The 3,910-nt window shown below is 64.3% G+C and carries 4 protein-coding genes; all 4 read left to right on the top strand.

The features are described from left to right. Positions 1-1,000 (top strand): AMP-binding protein (locus HX873_RS30765; RefSeq protein WP_177123729.1); only part of this gene is annotated, 1,000 nt, incomplete at its 5' end. A 22-nt stretch (positions 1,001-1,022) separates the two neighbouring features. Continuing rightward, on the top strand, positions 1,023-1,790 hold the full coding sequence (locus HX873_RS30760) for an SDR family NAD(P)-dependent oxidoreductase (RefSeq protein WP_003217603.1): 768 nt from the start codon (positions 1,023-1,025) through the stop codon (positions 1,788-1,790). Between the two features lie 10 nt (positions 1,791-1,800). Then, positions 1,801-2,985, top strand: coding sequence for an acetyl-CoA C-acyltransferase (locus HX873_RS30755; RefSeq protein WP_087693007.1), 1,185 nt, complete (start codon positions 1,801-1,803; stop codon positions 2,983-2,985). Positions 2,986-2,994: 9 nt separating this feature from the next. Then, a partial coding sequence (locus tag HX873_RS30750) for an acyl-CoA dehydrogenase (protein ID WP_177123727.1) occupies positions 2,995-3,910 on the top strand: 916 nt, incomplete at its 3' end.

Raw genomic sequence — 3,910 nt, 5'->3', positions numbered from 1 at the left:
CCAGAGCTACACCCGCGACGCCGTCGACCTGCGCCCCGAAGACGCATTCTGGAACGTCGCCGACCCGGGCTGGGCCTACGGCATCTATTTCGGCGTGACCGGCCCCTTGTCCATGGGCCACCCGATCACCTTCTACGATGGCCCGTTCACCCTCGAAAGCACATGCCGTGTCATCAACAAATACGGGATTACCAACCTCACCGGTTCTCCCACGGCCTATCGCCTGCTGATCGCCGGGGGCGAGCAGTTCGCCAAGTCGATCAAGGGCAAGCTGCGTATTGTCAGCAGCGCCGGCGAGCCATTGAACCCGGAAGTGATCCGCTGGTTCGCCGATAACCTCGGCGTGACCATCCACGACCACTACGGCCAGACCGAGTTGGGCATGGTGCTGTGCAATCACCATGGCCTGGAGCATCCGGTGCACGTCGGCTCCGCGGGCTTTGCCTCGCCGGGCCATCGCATCGTGGTGCTGGACGACAACCATCAGGAGTTGCCCGCCGGCCAACCGGGCATCCTCGCCATCGACCGCGAGCAATCGCCGATGTGCTGGTTTGCCGGTTATGACGGCGTCAAGACCAAGGCCTTCGTCGGCAAGTACTACCTCAGCGGCGATACGGTGGAGCTGAACCCCGATGGCAGCATCAGCTTTGTCGGGCGCAGCGACGATGTGATCACCACCTCCGGCTATCGCGTGGGGCCGTTCGACGTAGAAAGCGCCTTGATCGAGCATCCGGCCGTGGTGGAGGCCGCCGTGGTGGGTAAGCCATGTCCGGAACGCACCGAGATCGTCAAGGCGTTTGTGGTGCTCAGCGAGCAGTACCGCGCCGAGCCGGCCCTGGCCGAAGAGCTGCGCCAGCACGTGCGCAAGCGCCTGGCCGCTCACTCGTACCCGCGGGAAATCGAATTTGTCAGCGAGCTGCCCAAGACCCCGAGCGGCAAGCTGCAACGCTTCATTTTGCGTAATCAGGAAATTGCCAAGGCCCAGGCGGCCACGGCGTGACCCATTCTTCAAGGAAACAATGATGCAGATTGAGAACAAGGTTTTTCTGGTCAGCGGTGGCGCTTCAGGCCTCGGCGCGGCAACCGCCGAGATGCTCGTGGCGGCCGGTGCCAAGGTGATGCTGGTGGACCTGAACGCCGACGCAGTGGCCGCCCAGGCGCAAAAGCTCGGCGCGCAGGCCCGCAGCGCGGTCGCCGATATCAGCCAGGAAGCCGCTGCCGAAGCGGCGGTACAGGCCACCGTCGCCGCCTTTGGCGGTTTGCATGGGTTGGTCAACTGTGCCGGTGTGGTGCGGGGCGAGAAAATCCTCGGCAAAAATGGCCCGCACGTGCTGGCCAACTTCGCCCAGGTGATCAACGTCAACCTGATCGGCAGTTTCAACCTGCTGCGCCTGGCTGCAGCGGCTATCGCTGAAACCGAGGCGAATGCCGATGGCGAGCGCGGTGTGATCATCAATACCGCTTCAGTGGCAGCGTTTGACGGCCAGATCGGCCAGGCGGCCTATGCCGCGTCCAAGGGCGCGATTGCCAGCCTGACCCTGCCGGCGGCCCGCGAACTGGCGCGCTACGGGATTCGGGTGATGACCATCGCCCCCGGTATTTTCGAAACTCCGATGATGGCGGGCATGACGCCGCAAGTGCGCGAATCCCTCGCCGCCGGCGTGCCATTCCCGCCGCGCCTGGGCAAGCCGGGCGAGTACGCCGCGCTGGTGCGGCATATCATTGAAAACAGCATGCTCAACGGCGAGGTGATCCGTCTCGACGGGGCCTTGCGCATGGCAGCCAAATAAGGAGATTTTCATGACTGATCCAATCGTTATTGTCAGCGCGGTACGCACTCCGATGGGCGGGTTCCAGGGCGATCTCAAAGGCCTCACCGCTCCGCAACTGGGCGCTGCGGCGATTCGTGCAGCGGTCGAACGCGCCGGTATCGCTTCCGATGCCGTGGATGAAGTGCTGTTCGGTTGCGTGCTGCCCGCCGGCCTCGGCCAGGCGCCGGCACGCCAGGCGGCGCTGGGTGCTGGCTTGGACAAGTCCACGCGCTGCACCACCCTCAACAAGATGTGCGGTTCGGGCATGGAAGCCACGATCCTGGCCCATGACGCGTTGCTGGCGGGCAGCGTGGAAGTGGTCATCGCCGGTGGCATGGAGAGCATGTCCAACGCGCCGTACCTGCTGGACCGCGCCCGCAGCGGTTACCGCATGGGCCACGGCCGGGTGCTCGACCACATGTTCCTCGACGGCCTTGAGGACGCCTACGACAAGGGCCGCTTGATGGGCACCTTTGCCGAGGACTGCGCCGAGCACAACGGCTTTTCCCGCGAGGCCCAGGACGCGTTCGCGATTGCGTCCCTGACCCGTGCGCAACAGGCGATCACCGACGGCAACTTCATCGCCGAAATCGTCCCGGTGCAGGTCACCGTGGGCAAGGAACAGAAAACCATCATCCACGACGAACAGCCGCCGAAAGCCAAGCTGGACAAGATCGCCACCCTGAAGCCGGCCTTCCGTGAAGGCGGTACGGTGACGGCAGCCAACTCCAGTTCGATTTCCGACGGTGCGGCGGCGCTGCTGCTGATGCGCCAGTCCGAAGCGCACAAGCGCGGGCTCAAGCCTCTGGCGGTGATCCATGGCCACGCGGCGTTTGCCGATGAGCCTGGCCTGTTCCCGGTAGCGCCGGTGGGGGCGATCCGCAAGCTGATGAGCAAGACCGGCTGGAACCTCGACGAAGTCGACCTGTTTGAAATCAACGAAGCCTTTGCCGTGGTCAGCCTGGTGACCATGAGCAAGCTGGAGATTCCCCACAGCAAGGTCAACATCCACGGCGGTGCCTGTGCCCTGGGCCATCCGATTGGCGCGTCCGGCGCGCGGATCCTGGTGACCCTGCTTTCGGCCCTGCGCCAGAAAGGCCTCAAGCGCGGCGTTGCAGCGATCTGCATCGGCGGCGGTGAAGCCACGGCCATGGCCGTTGAATGCCTGTACTAAGGAACACCTATGCTGCCGAATGACGAACAACTGCAAATCAGCGAAGCCGCCCGGCAATTTGCCCAGGAACGCCTCAAACCGTTCGCTGCCGAGTGGGACCGCGAGCATCGCTTTCCCAAGGAAGCCATTGGTGAAATGGCCGAGCTGGGCTTTTTCGGCATGCTGGTCCCGGAGCAATGGGGCGGCTGTGATACCGGCTACCTGGCCTACGCCATGGCCCTGGAAGAGATCGCTGCCGGTGACGGCGCCTGCTCGACCATCATGAGCGTGCACAACTCCGTGGGCTGCGTGCCGATCCTCAAGTTCGGCAATGATCAACAGCGCGAGCAGTTCCTCAAGCCCCTGGCCAGTGGTGCGATGCTCGGTGCGTTTGCCTTGACCGAGCCCCAGGCCGGTTCCGACGCCAGCGGCCTGAAAACCCGTGCCCGGCTGGAGGGCGATCACTACGTCTTGAATGGCTGCAAGCAGTTCATCACTTCCGGGCAAAACGCCGGGATCGTGATTGTGTTTGCAGTCACCGATCCGGCTGCCGGCAAACGCGGCATCAGCGCCTTTATCGTGCCCACCGACTCGCCGGGCTACAGCGTCGCGCGGGTCGAGGAGAAGCTCGGCCAGCATGCTTCCGACACCTGCCAGATCCTGTTTGAGGATGTGAAGGTGCCGGTGGCCAATCGTTTGGGCGAGGAGGGCGAAGGCTACCGGATCGCCCTGGCCAACCTCGAAGGCGGGCGTGTCGGCATTGCTTCGCAGGCGGTGGGAATGGCGCGGGCGGCATTTGAAGCGGCCCGGGACTACGCCCGCGAGCGGGAAAGCTTTGGCAAGCCGATCATCGAGCACCAGGCCGTGGCCTTCCGCCTGGCGGACATGGCGACGCAAATCGCCGTGGCGCGGCAGATGGTGCATTACGCCGCCGCCCTGCGTGACA

It is taken from the genome of Pseudomonas sp. P7758, assembly GCF_013386485.1.
GTDB lineage: Bacteria > Pseudomonadota > Gammaproteobacteria > Pseudomonadales > Pseudomonadaceae > Aquipseudomonas.
Note: the sequence above shows the minus strand (reverse complement) of the source record. Positions and strands in the feature narration are given on the sequence as shown.

Coding starts and splice junctions, on each gene's coding strand:
- HX873_RS30760 (WP_003217603.1), top strand. CDS start 1,023: ATGCAGATTGAGAACAAGGTTTTTCTGGTCAGCGGTGGCGCTTCAGGC.
- HX873_RS30755 (WP_087693007.1), top strand. CDS start 1,801: ATGACTGATCCAATCGTTATTGTCAGCGCGGTACGCACTCCGATGGGC.